General features: G+C 65.4%; 11 protein-coding genes and 1 tRNA gene. 5 read left to right on the forward strand and 7 right to left on the reverse strand.

What is annotated here, in order from left to right; all coding sequences use genetic code 11:
• Nucleotides 1–18: 18 nt before the first annotated feature.
• Entirely contained in the window at nucleotides 19–2,040 is a 2,022-nt protein-coding gene (locus tag AC5Y4D_RS17230; RefSeq protein ID WP_500037706.1) for a serine/threonine-protein kinase, read from the reverse strand.
• Between the two features lie 338 nt (nucleotides 2,041–2,378).
• Here AC5Y4D_RS17230 and AC5Y4D_RS17235 point away from each other — a divergent pair, with 338 nt between their 5' ends.
• Together AC5Y4D_RS17235 and AC5Y4D_RS17240 are read left to right on the forward strand one after the other, a co-directional pair.
• Entirely contained in the window at nucleotides 2,379–3,593 is a 1,215-nt protein-coding gene (locus AC5Y4D_RS17235; RefSeq protein WP_500037707.1) for a cytochrome P450, read from the forward strand.
• A gap of 4 nt (nucleotides 3,594–3,597) precedes the next feature.
• A complete protein-coding gene (locus tag AC5Y4D_RS17240) occupies nucleotides 3,598–4,917 on the forward strand; it encodes an acyltransferase (RefSeq protein ID WP_500037708.1) in 1,320 nt (439 codons plus the stop codon).
• A gap of 4 nt (nucleotides 4,918–4,921) precedes the next feature.
• Here AC5Y4D_RS17240 and AC5Y4D_RS17245 read toward each other — a convergent pair whose 3' ends face one another.
• From AC5Y4D_RS17245 to AC5Y4D_RS17265, 5 genes are all read right to left on the reverse strand, one after another.
• Entirely contained in the window at nucleotides 4,922–7,489 is a 2,568-nt protein-coding gene (locus AC5Y4D_RS17245; protein WP_500037709.1) for an ABC transporter permease, read from the reverse strand.
• Nucleotides 7,483–8,223 (reverse strand): ABC transporter ATP-binding protein, encoded by a 741-nt coding sequence (locus AC5Y4D_RS17250; protein WP_500037710.1) that lies wholly within the window; start codon nucleotides 8,221–8,223, stop codon nucleotides 7,483–7,485. Before AC5Y4D_RS17250 ends, AC5Y4D_RS17245 begins: the two co-directional genes overlap by 7 nt.
• Nucleotides 8,224–8,485: 262 nt before the next feature.
• On the reverse strand, nucleotides 8,486–9,658 hold the full coding sequence (locus AC5Y4D_RS17255) for a Fic family protein (protein WP_500037711.1): 1,173 nt from the start codon (nucleotides 9,656–9,658) through the stop codon (nucleotides 8,486–8,488).
• Between the two features lie 168 nt (nucleotides 9,659–9,826).
• Nucleotides 9,827–9,898 (reverse strand) — tRNA-Thr (locus AC5Y4D_RS17260).
• 19 nt (nucleotides 9,899–9,917) lie between these two features.
• Complete coding sequence (locus AC5Y4D_RS17265; RefSeq protein ID WP_499943601.1) at nucleotides 9,918–10,637, reverse strand: hypothetical protein; 720 nt, start codon at nucleotides 10,635–10,637, stop codon at nucleotides 9,918–9,920.
• A 136-nt stretch (nucleotides 10,638–10,773) separates the two neighbouring features.
• Between AC5Y4D_RS17265 and AC5Y4D_RS17270 the strand changes: the two genes are divergently transcribed.
• Both AC5Y4D_RS17270 and AC5Y4D_RS17275 read left to right on the forward strand, forming a co-directional pair.
• On the forward strand, nucleotides 10,774–11,499 hold the full coding sequence (locus AC5Y4D_RS17270; protein ID WP_499943600.1) for a response regulator transcription factor: 726 nt from the start codon (nucleotides 10,774–10,776) through the stop codon (nucleotides 11,497–11,499).
• 20 nt (nucleotides 11,500–11,519) lie between these two features.
• Nucleotides 11,520–12,950 (forward strand): sensor histidine kinase, encoded by a 1,431-nt coding sequence (locus tag AC5Y4D_RS17275; protein WP_500037714.1) that lies wholly within the window; start codon nucleotides 11,520–11,522, stop codon nucleotides 12,948–12,950.
• Nucleotides 12,951–13,220: 270 nt separating this feature from the next.
• Here the strand turns inward: AC5Y4D_RS17275 and AC5Y4D_RS17280 are convergent, their stop codons facing one another.
• Nucleotides 13,221–13,631, reverse strand: a complete 411-nt coding sequence (locus AC5Y4D_RS17280; RefSeq protein WP_500037712.1) for an HIT family protein — start codon at nucleotides 13,629–13,631, stop codon at nucleotides 13,221–13,223.
• A gap of 340 nt (nucleotides 13,632–13,971) precedes the next feature.
• Between AC5Y4D_RS17280 and AC5Y4D_RS17285 the strand changes: the two genes are divergently transcribed.
• The coding region (locus AC5Y4D_RS17285; RefSeq protein ID WP_499943597.1) for a hypothetical protein at nucleotides 13,972–15,416 on the forward strand (1,445 nt) is incomplete at its 3' end.

The raw sequence follows: 15,416 nt of genomic DNA on the forward strand, positions 1-15,416 counted from the left end.
TGAATCCCCGCGGCCGGCTCAGTCCCTGATGCGGGTGAAGACCTGATCGTAGGGGCCACCCTTGCAGGTGCTGCCCGAAGCCTCTTCCATGCCGTGTCCGGACAGCGTCTGTATCGGGTCGGCGGCCCCCTTGGCCAACGGGAACACGCCCGTGACCCGCACATGGCTCGTCCCGCCGGCCGAGCAGGGCACATCTTCCTCGGAGTTCTCCGTCCAAGCGTTGTTGGCGAAGATGAACAGCTGGTGGTCACTGAAATCGGTCAGCACGAAACGGCTCAGGCAGCGGTCGCCGGCGCGCAGGCAGAAGGTGTCGACGCTGAAGTCCTGGTCGCCCGGTCTGGCCTGGCCGGCCGCCGTGCTGAATTTCGAGCGATAGAACCCGTGCAGCCCCAGTGCCGGGGATTTCACGCGTGCCGGCAGGGTGACCGGGTCGGGCAAGCTGGAGATGTCCGCGTCACCGGTCTTGGTGAACGTCACGCTCCGTTTGCTGTAGCACCTGACGGAATCGTCGATCCATTCGCCGGACATGCTGCCGTCCGGCCGGGGCCGCAAGTAAACCCAATGCCACTCTTCGATGTCCTCGTTACCGCACCGTTCGGTGTCCAGGGTGACGGCGACCCAGCGTCCGCTGATGTCGTCGAATGTCAGAGTCGTCGGGTGCTTGAGGTTTCCGCTGCTTCTCGCAGCGGTAGCCACGCAGCCTTTGTCGCCGCACACCGACCGCAACTTCCAGGTCTCCTTGCCGGCCGGTTCGCTGCCTTGCTGCTCCCTACCGGCAATGTCGATGCTCGGGCCGAACGTCAGGGTGTAGGTGCCGGTCAGCGGGCCGGTATTCGCCGGCTGTGCCGTCGCGGCGCCACCACCGCCCGAACCGCCGCCCTTGGTCATCAAGAAGCCGGCGACCAGGGCGACAACCAGGACGACGGCCGCGATGCTGCCCGCCAGGATGAGGCGACGACGCTTGGGGTCCGGTTTGGTGGTCTGCCCGCTCTGCGCCGATCCGCCGCCGGATTGGCTGGGACTGGACGGACCGTACTGGCCGCCCCGATTGTCGGTCGGGCCGTATGAGCGGTACTGGGTCGCGTCGGTGTTGGACGGGCCGCGGTTCGGAGTCGGCGGATAGTAGTTCCGCTGCTGACTCGGGGCGCCCGGCGCGATCGGCACCCGCTGCGTTTCCGATTGGCCCGGGTCGGTATTCCGCGGAGGAGGGGGCAGCACCGTCGGCTGGGTGATCGCTGCCTTGGCCGCCGCAGCCATCTCGGTGGGAGTCGAATAGCGCTGCTCGGGATTCTTGGCCATCCCGATCGCAATGACCCCGTCGAGTTGCACCGGCAGGCCGTGCCGCAGCGCCGACGGCCGGGGCGCCGGCAAACCCAAATGGCCGCCGATCTGCTGTTCCAGGCTGTTGCCCGGGAACGGCTGGCTGCCCGTCAGGCACTCGTGCAACACACACGCGAGGGCATAGGTGTCGCTGCGGGGATCGGCCTGGCCTTTGCTCAGCCGCTCCGGCGCCATGTAGGCCCAGGTGCCGATCACGCTGCCGGTGTTGGTCATCCGCGATTCCCCGGCCACGCTGGCGATACCGAAATCGATCAGGTAGGCGAAGTCGTTCGGCGTGACCAGAATGTTGGAGGGTTTGACGTCGCGGTGTACCAACCCGATCTGGTGGGCGTCGTGCAGTGCCGAGGCGATCTGCTCGATGATCATCACCGCGCGGGCCGGCTCCATCACTCCTTCGGCGATGATGGTCTGCAGGTCGCGGCCTTTGATCAGCCGCATGTCGACGTAGAGGCGGCCGTCGATCTCGCCGAAGTGGTGGATCGGTATGACGTGCGGGTCGTTGAGTCCCGCGGCGGCCAGTGCCTCCCGGCGGAACCGTTGCACGAAGGTCGGGTCGGAAACCAGGTTCTCGGGCAGCACCTTGACGGCGACGATCCGTGAGGTCTCGGTGTCGTACGCCCGCCACACCTCGCCCATGCCGCCGCGACCGATGAGCTCGATCAACCGGTACCGGCCGAACGGCGTCCCGTCCTGGTCCACCCAACCCCCTATGTACGCAACTGGTAAATCGTCAACCCACTGATTCAACCGGCAATGTCAAGCCCAGCACAGGACGAGGATAGGGAACTCAAATAAAGGTCATATGTTTCACACGTATTTCGGTCGTGCTGCGTACTTCCGTGTACGGGGCCGCCGAGATCGAGTAGTGCACTACGCAACTCACCTTCACGCACGGGGGCGACAGTTTTCTGGTGGGGCACCAATTGACCGATGCGGCCTGTTTCGAATCCTGCGGTACATCGATACCGACGCCGCCATCGGTGCGCCTACCGAAGCTCGTACAAGGTGCGGCATTTGCATTCTTCCGCCGGCGGGCGATGCACCACTGGATTCGGCGGCACGGACGCATTTTCGAGATCAATGTCCCATTCTTCGGCCGGTCGGTGGTCGTCTCCGACCCGGCTCTCGCGCGCGCTGTGTACACCGCGGATCCCGAACAGATGATCAACGTGCAACCGAACCTCAGCAACTGGTTCGGGCCGGGATCGAGTTTCGGGATCGAGGGCAGACGGCACCGCGACCGCCGCCGGCAACTGGCGCCGGCGTTTCACGGCCGATGCCTGAGGGACTACGAACAGCTCATCGAGGCCGAGACGCTGCGTGAAACCGCGAATTGGCAAGAGAATGAGGAATTTCGGACCCTCGAACCCATGAACCGGATCACGTTGAGCGTGATCCTGCGAACCGTCTTCGGCGCCGACGGTCCGGAACTCGAACGGTTGCGCGAGGTCGTCCCGCCGTATATCAAACTCGGGCAGCTCGTGGCGTTCGCGCCCGCACCACCGGCCTGGGCGCGACGTCACAGCCCGTGGGGCAGGCTCGACCGGCTCCGAAAAGTATTCGACGAGAACGTGTTCAGCCTCATCGACAGGGCGCAGCGCGATCCGCATCGCGGCGAGCGCAACGACATCCTGGCAGCGTTGCTGCGCGTCCGGCACGACGACGGAACCGGGATGTCCCGGACGGACATGTGCGACGAACTGTTGGCCTTCGTCGTGGCGGGACACGAAACCACCGCATCTGCGCTGGGTTGGGCAATCGAGCGATTGCGGCGTCACCCAGAGGTTTTGGCTGATCTGGTCCGCGAGGTCGATGCGGGAGGCAGTGAGTTTCGTCGGGCCACGATCCTGGAGTTGTTGCGCGTGCGGACCGTGCTCGATGTGGCGGGTCGCCGTGTCGTGGCGCCGCATTTCGACCTCGGCGCCTGGCGGATTCCGCACGGGCGCACGGTGCTGGTGCGGATCGCCGATCTCCAGCGAAACCCGGAGATCTTCCCCGACCCGGAACGGTTCGATCCGCGCAGGTTCTCGGGCACCCGGCCGGCGGCTTCAGCATGGCTGGCTTTCGGCGGTGGCGAGCGACGTTGCCCCGGAGCTGATTTCGCGATCACCGAAATGGATGTCGTGCTGCGCACGGTGTTGCGGGACTTCTGCGTCGAGACCGACTCCGCCCCTGGCGAGAAGTCGGTGTTCCGCGGGATCGCTCACACCCCCAGGCAGGGCGGCCGCGTAGTGGTGAATCGTCGGAGGTAGCCCGGTGTCGACCCAGCTGATCAAACCGTCGAACGCGCGACGGCTGGAGGTCCGCTGCAATGTCGGCGACACCATCGTGGCCAATTTGGCGACCCACGTCGTCTTCTTCTTCAAGCGGCCCTTGGACACGACGCTGTTGACCCAGGCATTCGCACGCGCCCTGACGAACCTGCCGGTTTTCGCCGGGCGGATGTCGATGCTCAACGGCCCGATGCGAATTCGATGCCAAGCGCAGGGTGTGCCCTTCACGGTTGTGTCGTCCGCTCGTACCCTGCGCGAGGCGATCCTTTCCACGACGAGGGACGACGGACTATGGCTGGTCGACCCGGTGAACGGCGTCACGGCCCGGTGGGGCCTGGGTCCGTTGTGCAAGGTACGTGTCACGAAACTCCGCGATGACGCGACCGCGATCGGGGTTTCCTGGCACCATGCGGTCGGCGACATGCAGACCTTGATGCACTTGATGAACGGTTGGGTCGCCGCGGCCGCCGGCAAGCCGCTCCCGGAACCGTTGCTGGTCGAAGACCGGGCCGCCTACCTCGACGAGCATCTGCCCGCGGACGGCGCTTCCCAGCCCGGGGTACGTAGCCTCGGGCTCGCAGAACTCGCCCGCAGTGCGCTGTACCTGGCGAAGGACGCGCGGAAGCAACGGACGCTGAATTTGTACTTCGGCGACGACGAGCTCGTCCGCATGCGCGGCGCGTACGGCGGCCGAATGCGGCTGTCCGCCAACGATGTCGTCTGTGCGCACGTCTGCGAAGCCATCATGAGTGCGGATCCCGCGGTGGATCGCCGCAGTCTCGCGGTCGTCGTGAACGTGCGGAATCGGTGCGGTCTCGATCCCATGCTGATCGGCAACATCGTGACCACCTTGAACGTCGACGTGCGACGCGGAGAGACAGCCGGCGCGATCGCAGCACGCATTCGCCACGGCGTGGACCACTTCGCCGATCAACACTGCGACATGCGAATCAATCAGCAGTTCCTCGACGCTGCCAATGCGTGGGAGGCAGCACGTTGCGTAACCACAGCTTTCAATCCGGCCCGGTGGAACCCGCTCGTCACGAACCTGAGTAGCTTCGGTGTCTACCGAGTCCAGTTCGAGGGCGCGCTCACGTCGTATTGCACCCTGGTGCTGGCATTGCCGGTCGCGGGTCTTGGCGCCCTGATGGAAGGTGCGGACGGTCGCGGACTGGTTCTCCAGATGTCCTTGCCGCCTAGGGAGTTCGAGGCTCTGTCGAACCCTGCCGCTCGGGAGCGCATGCACCGGTTTCGCTCTACGGGTGACGACATCTCGGCCCTGCACCGTGAGATCCACGGCTGAGAGCTCAGCTGGTACGCAGTATCCCAACGGTTTCCAGCCGCCGCGCGTGAATCACCGGGTATACCGCGGCGGCCAGGACAAGCAGGAACACGGCCACCACAGCCGCCCGCAACGGCAATGGCACCACGCCCCAGTCGATCCTGGTGCCGTAGAACACCGGTGACCCCATCGACCACAGGTACGTCAGGCCCACGCCCCCGAGAACCGCGACACCCGACACGAGCAGTCCGAGCAGGCCGGCGTTGGCGATGATCACGGCCTGTTCCTGGCGACAGGTCATCCCGATCGCCCGCAAGGCGGACCGTTCACGTTTGCGTTGAATGAGTCCCAGCACAAACACATTCAGCAGGCTTATGCCGGCGGCAGTCATGACCAGGTACCCCCCGATGGTGAACGGCTTCAAGAATCGGGTGATCCCCTTGGCGGCCACCGACTGCCACTGTTGGTTGTCATACACCCACAGCCCGGCCTCCAGATTCAGGAAATCGTCGCGGTGGTCGGTTGCCTCCGCCGCGGACCGATAGGCCACCGCCACCTGGTCACGCGCGGCCGCCCAGTCACTGCGCGCCGAACTCTCAGAGGCCAAGACGATGTCGCCGACTGCGGCGTCGTTGATCATCCGTGCGTCAAAGATCCCAGCCACCCGGTATCGCTTCGACCCGGTGACGGTGGGCAGTTCGACGGTGCCCCCCGGCACCCCGCCGAGCCGGCTGGCAGCGATCTGGCTCAGTCCGATCTCACCGCGCTGCAAGGCATTCCAGAATTCCGCACCGGTTTGGGCCGGCTCGTACAACGCCTGGCTGTACCAATCACCCGGCGTCACTCCGACGACCAGACGCGACAACGCCCCCGAGGAGATCGTGGACCGCCAGCGCGAGGACACCGGACACCCGCCGGCCACGCGGGTCACCGAATCGAAGGTGGAGTCGGCGATCCGGCCGTCGCGTTGATCCAGCACCGATTGGGCCGTAATCATCAGCGAGGCGGGAAGACGGTCGTTCTTCTGCGCGGCCACCTGGCCGGCGCCCAGCACCTGCATGCTGTGTGAGCCGATGGCCAAGCTGGTGGCTTCGGCGAGTAGCGCGGCGGAGAACGCGAACAACAGTGCGTAACGCCGAAAGTCGGCATTCAGCAGGCGTCCCACCGCGGGACGGGCGACCGTCAACAGGTCGATCAACAGTCCGGCGCCGCGCGGCGCCAGCCACAGCGTCACCAAGACGATCCCGAACAAGCCCACCGTCAACCCATCGATGCCGACGTTCAGCGGCAGCGACCCGCGCTCGAAGATTTTCATCAAAACGGTTGCGGCCGCCAGTAAGCCGGTCCCGACGATCAGCGGCCAGAACGGGATCTTCCTGGCGCGCTGCACTCCGCCGGCGCTGGCCATCGATGTCAATGGTCCGTCGCGGAACAACTTTGTCGCCGGTCCGATCATCGCGAGAATTCCGCAGAGGATCCCGGCGCCCGCCCCGGCCAGTATCAGACTCGGTGTGAAGTGCGCGGCGACGGTGCCGCCGGACCCGGCCAGCATCGACCGCCCGAACGTGTCCACCAGGTAGGTCCCGAATGCGAAACCGGTTGGCACGCCTAACAATCCGCCGAGGAGCCCTACTGCGGCGCCTTCGCCGAGCAATCCGCCGAACAGGCCGCCCGGCCTGGCACCGATCGCACCGATGGTGCCCAGCACCGCTCGCCGATCCTCGATGGCCAGCAAGATGGTGTTGACGGCGATGAGGACGCCGACGATGATGCCGGCCAGCATCGTGAGATTCAAACTCTGTGCGCCGCTTTCGAATACGGCCGGCAGGTGCGGTCGGGGCGGCCCGGCCGTCGCGACGCCGGCGATCACGCGGTCCAGCTCGGCCGTTACGGCTGTCCCCGGTCGCGGCAGGACGAACGCGGCCGTCGCGTAGCCGGGCGAGGACAGCAGGCTGGCGGCGACCTCCGCGGAAGGGGCGAACAACACGTAGCCGTCGTTGATGCCCCGGACGCGGTCGAATTCCGGAAAGGTCGATCCCAGGTGCGCCGCCCCCGGCGGCAGGCCCGGAATTCGCAATGGGTCACCGGGTTTCAGGCCGTGCCGTTGCGCGATGGCCGTGGGCATCTGCAGTGGGACGCCGGGACCGTCGGCGGGTTTGACGTCGTGGGCGCGCTGTTCGCAGTTGAAGGATCCGATTAACAGCTCGACCTCGCAGGTCCCACCGAGCAGAAAGAATCCGTGACTCCCGTCGGCGGCGTGCGGGAAGTCGACCGGCGTCAAGGCGGCGACCACGGGAACAACCGCCTGCGCCCCCGCAACTTCCGACTGCAGCCGGTTGACGGTGTCGAGCGGTAGGCGGCCGCTGACCTTCGGCGTGACCTCGATGACTCCACTGTTCGCGGCGTGGGCCAGCGATGGGCCGTAGGAGTCGAAGGGCCGGGTCATCTCGGTCTTGAGTATCAAGACGCCGAGTACCACGGTCACTCCGAGCGCCACCCCGATCACGCTGAGCAGCGTCCGGCGCCAGTCGGCGACCAGCGCGGCCAGGTGGATGCGGCGGAAGGACGTCCAGCCGGCACGCAGCCTCACCATGACCGTTCCACCGCCGGTGCGGGGTCGGGTGCACACGCCCGCCCGTCGACGAGATGCACTTCGCGACTGCCGTAGGCTGCCGCGGCCCGATCGTGTGTCACCATCACCACCGCCGCGCCGTGCTCGGTCGACAGCGATCGCAAGAGATCCAGCACTTCGGCCGAGGAATGGCTGTCCAGGTTCCCGGTCGGCTCGTCGGCGAGGATGAGTGGCGGCCGGGCCACCAGCGCGCGCGCCACCGCCACCCGCTGCATTTGTCCGCCCGAGAGCTCGGCGGGCCGGTGCTGGGCCCGATCGGCCAGCCCGACCCGTTCCAGCAGTTCTTCAGCGCGTGCGTCGGCAGCGCGGGCCGGCACCCCGTCCAGGACCAGCGGCAACGACACGTTCTGCACGGCGGTCAGCATGGGCACCAGGTTGAAGAACTGGAATACGAAGCCCAGGTTGCGGCGCCGGAACGCCGCGCGTGCGCCCTTGCTCATCGACCCCAAGTCCTGGCCGGACACCGTCACGTCGCCGCTGTCCGGTGCGTCCAGCCCGCCGGCGATGTGCAGCAGGGTGGACTTGCCGGCCCCCGACGGCCCGGTGACGACGACGAACTCGCCGGCTTCCAACGTGAAGTCGAAGTCGACGAGCACCTGCACCTGCTCGCCGCCTCGGGAGTAGGTCTTGTTCACCCGCTTGAGCTGCAGCACCGAGTTCCTGCCGCGGCAATCCAGAATGCGCTCCGGAATCATCAGGCCTCCCCGTTTGGGTCGTGACCGATGGATCGTCACGCGCGCGACGGGCGACGGAGTGAGTAGGGGGCTACCTCATTCGCTGGATCTATCCAGCGACGGCAGCGACCAGAGCGCAGAGCCCCCTGTCAGGATTGAACTGTTTGCGGGGCGCAGCCACAGTACCTGAAACGGTCCTGAGCTGCTCAACCACATCAAGGTATTCCACGGCAGTTATCTGTAACTGTGGGCAGATTGTGGGCACTGGTGGGCAGTAGGTTTCCTATTCCGTGATCGTCCTGGCGGCCCGTACACAGCCAAAGAGCCGATTCTGCGACCTGCCAGTGATCTCCTGCAGAATGCCGTGCTCCACTAACTTAGCGATCGCAACGTTAGTTGCTTCAAAGGTTTTGTTGATTAGATGACTGGCCGTTCGGACGTCGATGACTGGGTAGCCAATCAGAATCTCTGCGATCTCGATGGCCGAACCCCGAAGGTTTCGCGCGCGCAGAGATGCGACCATCTCATCCCTCATGGCTAGTAATCTTTGGATCTTCCGAAGCCCCTCCCGCGCTTGCATCTCGACTGCATGCGCAAACAGTTCGACCCAGGTGCTGAAGTCGCCGGTAATTGTCACGTTCATTAATCCTTGTTGGTAGAGATCGCGATGTGCCTCAAACCATGGGGCGATGTTTAGGACTGGCCAACGCAGCTCGCCGTCCTTCATCAACTGCAAGATCGTTACCAACCGGCCCAATCTGCCATTGCCGTCGCCGAACGGGTGCAGCGTCTCGAATTGATAGTGGGCAATGGCTACCTTGGCCACAATCAGCAGGTCTGACTCAGCTTCGATCCAGTCTTCCCAGTCCCGGACGCCACCTTCTAGCTGCGCCCCTGGCGGACTTGGCACGAATCGTGCCTCGGCTATCGGCCTGTCCCTCGGGCCGATGGCTACTTGGTGCGGTCGAATGTCACCAGCGTCTGATGTGTCGCCGGGAGTTCCCTTCACAATCATTCGTTGCAGTTCCCCGAGAAACGATCTGGAGATACGCTGTTCGGCAATGCTTGAGCACGCGGCCTCGGTTGCTTCCACGTAGTTTCGGATTTCCCTCTGCTCGGACGACATCTGACGATCGTCGAGGAAGTCGGCTTCCAGCACCTCTTCGAAGGAAGCGTACGTTCCCTCCAGGGCCGATGTGCTCTTCGCCTCCTTGCGGATGATGGGCCGAACTAAGATCTCTGGTCTCGGCAACTGGGCCACAGCTTCGTCGAGGCGAGCGATGGCCGCCCCGGCCTTCGCTGATAGCGCCACGGCACGCGGGGTCAGGGAGGGCAATTCGGGCAACGCGTCAGGGACGTATGCCCAGTACTCCCATGGCTCCATCGTCCTGGGGTCGGTGCCGCTGATAGGCACCAGCTCTCCGATCGGCGACTTGCGCACTGCTTCAACATCCACGATTCAAGATTAGCCCCAGTTTCCTGAATGCCCTGCTTGCGCACACAAGTTATCTTGAATCAAAACGATTTCGTTCAGATTTCAGTCGTTTTCCTGAATCACAGGCTTGAAAGTTCAAGTTAACGACGGCGTCGGAAAAATCTCAAGACGGAGCGCTTCGAACGTCAGAGCCCCCTGTCAGGATTGAACTGACGACCGCTCGCTTACAAGGCGAGTGCTCTACCACTGAGCTAAGGAGGCCGGCAAAGCCGGTGCCAGCCTAGTCGGGGTTGACGATTCGTTGCGAGCGCACCGACCGCGACGACGAGCGGGGCCGCCGGCCCGGCAGCGGGATGCGGTCGGCGATGGTGCTCAGCGGGTTGACCACCATGGTCAGCGAGATGACGGCTTCCTGCAGGGTCGCGATCGCCGGTTCCAGTGCCTCCATCCCGGGCGCCAGTCGCGCCAGGGTGTCGGCCACGTCGGCCAGTTGCTCGAGCGGACCGTTCTTGGCCGTCAGCTTGTCGACCAGCCCGCCTTCGGAGAGCAACTTGTCGGCCAACCCGTCCTCGGCCAGAACCCGCTCGATCAGGCCATCATTGGCCAGCAACTGGTCGGCCAGCCCACCCGGTTGCAGGGCGCGTTGCAACCCCCCGCCCTCGGCGGTCAGCCGGTCGATCAGGCCTCCCTCCGACGTCAGCAGGTCGACCACCCCGCCGGGGCGCAGCATTCGGTCCATCGGCCCGTTGGGTGCCACCGCGCGTCCCAGCGGCATGTCGTCGTCGAGCAAGCGGGCCAGCCGGTTGGCGCGCGCCAGGGCGTCGTCGATGCCCAGCATGTTGGCCATGGCGTTGGATCCCCGCGGCCCGGTGGTGTCACCGAGTACCTGCTTGGCGAGACCAACCGCGGCCCCGGCCAGGTTCAGGCTCGCCTCGGCGGCGGCCAAGCCGGTTCGGGCCGGCGCAGTCGCCAGCGCCATGACGGATTTGGCGAGATTCATTCTGCTGAGTCTATTCGCGACGCGCCCGAGAAATCCCGTGCGGGTCTGAGTCAATTCCCCGGATCCTGGCAGACTACTAACGGTCGACATGGAGCCGCGAAGCAAACGCACGAGTTAGGGCGGGGAGACTGACGCCATGACACTGGGCAACCCGAACGAGATGACCCAACCGGAGGCACGGATCCTCGTCGTCGACGACGAGGCCAACATCGTCGAATTGCTCTCGGTGAGTCTGAAATTCCAGGGATTCGAGGTTTTCACCGCGAGCAACGGTACCCAAGCGCTGGACCGTGCCCGCGAAGCCAAGCCGGACGCGCTGATCCTCGACGTGATGATGCCGGGCATGGACGGCTTCGGTCTGTTGCGCCGACTGCGTGACGACGGCGTCGATGCACCCGCCTTGTTCTTGACGGCGCGAGACTCGTTGCAGGACAAGATCGCCGGGCTCACACTCGGCGGCGACGACTACGTGACCAAGCCGTTCAGCCTGGAAGAGGTCGTTGCCCGGCTGCGGGTGATCCTGCGGCGCGCCGGCAAGGGCCGCGCCAATGAGCCACGCAAAACCCGGCTTTCGTTCGCCGACATCGAACTCGACGAGGAGACCCACGAAGTGTGGAAGGCCGGCGAGCCGGTTTCGTTGTCTCCCACCGAATTCACGCTACTGCGTTACTTCGTGATCAACGCCGGCACGGTGCTCAGCAAACCGAAGATCCTGGATCACGTGTGGCGCTACGACTTTGGCGGCGACGTCAACGTCGTCGAGTCCTACGTGTCCTATCTGCGCCGCAAGGTCGACACCGGCGAGAAGCGACTGCTGCACACCCTGCGGGGTGTCGGTTACGTGTTGCGGGAGCCGCGCTGAGCGTGGCCGGCACCGAAACCGTGAGACGGTATCGACGCGCGGTGCCGTTGCGGGTAGGCCTGGTTGCGGCGACCTTGGTGCTGGTGTCGTGCGGTCTGCTGGCATCGGGTGTGGCCGTCACGTCGATCCTGCGGCACAGCCTGATCAGCCGGATCGATTCGACGTTGCTCGATGCCACCCGCACGTGGGCGCAGGCGCCGTGGAAACACACCCGGCCCAATGGGGAAAGCCCCGACCCGGCCCGCCCGCCGTCGAAGTTCTACGTCCGCGCGATCGGACCCGACGGGCAGCGCATGACGGCGATCAACGACCGCAATGCCGAACCGGCGTTGCCGCCCGACAACGACGTCGGACCCAATCCGACGACGTTGCCGTCGGTCGACGATTCCGACATCGAGTGGCGCGCGGTCTCGGTGCGCGGCCCGCAGGGCGGCCTGACCACCGTGGCCATCGACCTGTCCGACGTCGACCACACGGTCCGCGCGCTGGTCCTACTGCAGGCCGGCATTGGCGCCGCGGTGCTGGTGGTGGTCGGGATCGCTGGCTTCGCGGTGGTGCACCGGAGCCTGCGACCGTTGACCGAAGTCGAGCAGACCGCGGCCGCGATCGCGGCGGGTCAACTGGACCGTCGGGTCACCGAGCGCGACCCTCGCACCGAAGTCGGCCGACTGTCGTTGGCGCTCAACGGAATGCTCGCCCAGATTCAGCAGGCTGTGGCGGCTTCCGAGACGTCGGCTGAGGCCGCGCGCGGTTCCGAGGAGCGGATGCGACGGTTCATCACCGACGCCAGCCACGAGTTACGTACCCCGTTGACCACGATCCGCGGGTTCGCAGAGCTCTACCGGCAGGGTGCCGCCAGCGACGTGTCGATGTTGCTCGCGCGGATCGAAAGCGAAGCCGGCCGGATGGGATTGCTGGTCGAGGACCTGCTGATGCTGGCCCGCCTGGATGTGCAACGTCCGCTGGAAAAGGGTCCGGTGGACCTGTTGGCGCTGGCCATCGACGCCGTGCACGACGGGCGCGCCATCGATCCCGAGCGCAGCATCACCATGGAGGTGCTCGACGGCCCCGGCACCCCGGAGGTGCTCGGTGACGAACCCCGGTTGCGCCAGGTGCTGAGCAATCTGGTGGCCAACGCGATCCAGCACACGCCCGAGACCGCTCATATCACCGTGCGGGTGGGCACCGCCGGTGACGACGCCGTGCTCGAGGTCGCCGACACCGGGCCCGGCATGAGCCAGGAGGATGCCCAGCGCGTCTTCGAGCGGTTCTATCGCACCGACTCGTCGCGGGCGCGGGCCACCGGCGGCAGCGGGCTGGGGCTGTCGATCGTCGACTCGCTGGTGCGGGCGCACGACGGCGCCGTCACGGTCGCCACCGCGCCCGGCGAGGGATGCTGCTTCCGGGTCACCCTGCCCCGGGTCGACGACGTGCCCACCTCGGTGGGGTGACGATCGCCGCGGCGGTGAGTTGTCGGTGGGCGCTGCGACGATGGCGTTATGTCTGCAACTGCTGAGCCGTTGAACGAGGTCAAGCGCATTGATGTGCTGTTTGAGGAGTTCGCGGAGTTGGCCGGTCAGCGCAATGCCATTGATGTCCCACCCTGTCCCGGGCCTAGCGGCGAACGCGCCGACTGGTGGTGGTACACACCCTACGACCCGACCAGAAACTAACGCCGACAACAACATCGGCGACTCCCGGTCAACCGCGCCTGTGGTCGGCTAGGAGCCCTGCAGTTCGGCCAGTGCCGCCTTGATCTTCGCTTGCGCTTCGTCGAGCGACTGTTCCGACGGGTTGCGATCGACATTGGCGAAACCGAAGTCACCCAAGCTGCGAGTCGGGAACACGTGGACGTGCAGGTGCGGTACTTCCAGACCGGCGATGATCACCCCTGCACGCTCCGCCGAGAATGCTTTGGTCACCGCCTTGCCGATCAGCTGGCACACCTCCATGACCCGCGCGAAAGCGGCGCCGTCCACGCTCTGCCACTGATCTATTTCTTCCCGCGGCACCACCAGCGTGTGCCCTTGGGTCATGGGTTCGATCGTCAGGAACGCGACGACGTCGTCGTCTTCATAGACGAAGCGGCCGGGTAGTTCACGGTTGATGATCTTGGTGAAGATCGATGCCATTGCCTCAGCATAGGTGCGCTGTCGACGCGCCATCCGTGGGCATGCGGAATCTTGAGGAACGAGGGGGCCCGGAGCGCGCGTCAACCGGTGGCCCGCGCCGCCAACTTCGGCAGCGTGTACGCGACAACGACGACGTGAAGCTTGGCCACATCTTCGAGAACCGTTGATATAGAGCAGGATTCGCGTGACTGGCCTACGAAACCAAGGGAAGGATGTCCGGGCGGCCGGCGTGAACGTACCCGACGCCGGCTGACGTGACGCCGAATCGTTAACGCTCCGTTGCGGTGTCGTACTCAACGGTCGCCACACTGCCAGGTGACCCAAACCGCGGGAGGGCACCTTGGCGCGATGGCCGAAGGAACTGTTGGCAATTGCGCTGGCAGTGCTGACCGCATGGGCTGTCTCCCTGCTTCCGGCCATCACCCCCGCCCGCGCCGCCGACGCATTCGGGCCGCTGGCGCCGCCCAATCCGTACATGGCACCCAACGGCCTTGCGTCCATGCACAACGACGCGGGATCTGCGGACGCCGGGCCGCTACCAGGACCCGGTGCCCGCCTGGTCCCGATCTTGGCGTTCCCGCTGCTGGCGGCCTGCCCGACCATCACGCAGGGCACCGACGGCCTGGTGCTGGCGCTGTGCACCACGATCACCCAACAGGCTCCGGTGCTGCACCTGATCGACCCCGGAGGCGTTCTGCCGCAAGTGATTCCGCTGGCCAGCATGGACATCGCCAAAGGCGGACTGCTCGGCGGTGTCTATGCGTACCTGGACAACAACAACCAGATGGTGCTGATCGACGGCACCAACCATCTCCTTCGTGTCGCGCACAGCAGGGACGAACGGGGCGCTTGGCACCTGGTCGTCACCGAGTCCACCGACCTGTCCGGCGCGATACCGTCCGGCGACAGCTCGGTCGGTGTGGTCCCCGACTATTTGGGTAACGTCTGGTTCGCCACCGGCAACGGCGTGGTGGGTGTCGCGAAGGTCGGCGGCGGCGTTGCCAGCCTACAGCTGCCCGCCGGACAGCAAGTGGCGAACAGTATTTCGGCCTCGCCACAAAACCGGGTTGCGGTGGCCACCACGCACGCCCTCTACGAGATCAACCTCAACGGCGGCGGCAACCCCCAGGTCCTGTGGAGCCAGAACTACGACCGCGGGCCGGCACGCAAACCCGGACAACTGAGCTGGGGAACCGGTTCCACCCCAACCTATTTCGGTCCCACCGGCGCCGATTACCTGACCATCGTCGACAACGCCGAACCGCAGGTGCATGCGCTGGTCTACCAATCCGGCACCGGAAACCTGGTTTGTCAGCAGACGGTGCTGACACAGGGCGGGCCGGGTAGCGAGAATTCACCCATCGGTGTCGGCAATTCGATGTTCATCGCCAGCACCTACGGCTACCCCTATCCGGCGGTGCCGCCGAACGCCGGTCCGGCAGTTCCCCCGACGGCGCCGTTCGTCGGAGGCATGACCAGAGTCGACATGAACAACCCGGGTCCGGGTTGTCATACGGTGTGGGAGAGCAAAGTTCGCAGCGCCGCGCTGCCGCATCTGTCCACCGGAGACGGCCTGATCTACACGATTACGCGAATCGGTCTGGACCAGACGACACCGGCGGACCTGTTCGCCTACGCCGTCATCGACCCCAACACCGGCAGCCTGGTGTACCAGCAACCCAAGTCGGCCACCTTGCTCAGCGATCCGATTCAAACCTCGTCGATGGTGCTGATGGGCAACAAGATCATGCAGGGCAACATCACCGGCATCGGCCGCATCGGCTA

The sequence above is a fragment of the Mycobacterium sp. NGS67 genome, from assembly GCF_059812185.1.

Excerpts from the sequence above, each read along its gene's own strand:
- AC5Y4D_RS17245 (WP_500037709.1), bottom strand. The coding sequence starts at position 7,489 with ATGGTGAGGCTGCGTGCCGGCTGGACGTCCTTCCGCCGCATCCACCTG.
- AC5Y4D_RS17250 (WP_500037710.1), bottom strand. The coding sequence starts at position 8,223 with ATGATTCCGGAGCGCATTCTGGATTGCCGCGGCAGGAACTCGGTGCTG.
- AC5Y4D_RS17280 (WP_500037712.1), bottom strand. The coding sequence starts at position 13,631 with ATGGCATCGATCTTCACCAAGATCATCAACCGTGAACTACCCGGCCGC.
- AC5Y4D_RS17270 (WP_499943600.1), top strand. The coding sequence starts at position 10,774 with ATGACACTGGGCAACCCGAACGAGATGACCCAACCGGAGGCACGGATC.
- AC5Y4D_RS17235 (WP_500037707.1), top strand. The coding sequence starts at position 2,379 with ATGCACCACTGGATTCGGCGGCACGGACGCATTTTCGAGATCAATGTC.
- AC5Y4D_RS17265 (WP_499943601.1), bottom strand. The coding sequence starts at position 10,637 with ATGAATCTCGCCAAATCCGTCATGGCGCTGGCGACTGCGCCGGCCCGA.